The organism is Pseudarthrobacter sp. RHLT3-21 (genome assembly GCF_059383495.1).
In genome coordinates, this window is record NZ_JBWZCI010000063.1 from 1 (window position 1) to 1142 (window position 1142).

Consider the following 1142-nt stretch of genomic DNA (forward strand, 5'->3'; position numbering starts at 1 on the left):
TAGCGCAGCAGCTGGGTCTCGGAACGGTGCGTGTTGAACACCGGGTGCTGCAGGTACTCGGAGGAACGTTCGACGGCGGCATCCAGCGCGAAGTCAGTGTCAGTGCCGGCGGCCGCGTCCACCACGGCGGCACCAAAGACTTCCAGAACTCCGGCAACGATGGCCGGGGTTGTGGTTTCATCGGCGGAGAGCCCCACGGTGTCGCCGTCGATGTGGCGTAGGTTGATGCCCTTGGCTTCCGCGGCGGCAACAAGAGCGGCGGCCCTGCCGGGCACGGAAACCGTGACTGTATCAAAGAAGCTTGTGTGCAGTACGTCCAGGCCGGCCGCCTTCAGGGACGCGGCGATGGTTGCAGCGTGGCCGTGCGTGGTCTCGGCGATTGCCTTGAGGCCGTCGGGGCCGTGGTAGACGGCGTAGAAGGAGGAGACGATGGCCAGCAGGGCCTGCGCGGTGCAGATGTTGGACGTGGCCTTCTCGCGGCGGATGTGCTGCTCACGGGTCTGCAGCGCCAGGCGGTACGCGGGGACACCGGCATTGTCCTTGGACACACCGACCAGGCGGCCCGGCATGGACCGCTCCAGACCCTTCGCAACGGCCATGTAGGCGGCGTGCGGGCCGCCGAAGAACAGCGGCACACCAAAACGCTGGGTGGAGCCGACGGCGATATCAGCGCCCTGCTCCCCCGGAGGCGTGATGAGCGTCAGCGCTAGCAGGTCGGCAGCGACGGTCACGAGGGCGCCGCGTTCCTTGGCTGCTGCGATGACCTCGGCGTGGTTGAAGACGCGGCCGGACACGCCCGGCTGCTGCAGGACGATGCCGTTGATGACGCCGTCGGGCAGGCCCTTCGACAGGTCAGCGACCTCCACCTCGAAACCGAGGGCTTCGGCGCGGCCCTTGACGATGGCGATGGTCTGCGGCAGGCAGTCGGCATCCAGGACGGTCTTGCCGTCCTGGGCAGCCTTGTTCTTGTTGGCGCGGCGCATCATGAGGACGGCCTCGGCGACCGCGGTGGCTTCATCCAGCAGGGAGGCGTTCGCGATCGGCAGGCCGACGAGGTCCTGGACCATGGTCTGGAAGTTCAGCAAAGCCTCGAGCCGGCCCTGGGAAATCTCCGGCTGGTAGGGGGTGTAGGCGGTGTACCA

Annotated in this window: 1 protein-coding gene; it reads right to left on the bottom strand. The window is 67.3% G+C overall.

Annotated elements, in window-relative coordinates; translation table 11 throughout:
- Positions 1-1142: glycine dehydrogenase (locus AC50YA_RS23085; protein ID WP_494984476.1), on the bottom strand; the 1142-nt coding region annotated here is incomplete at both ends.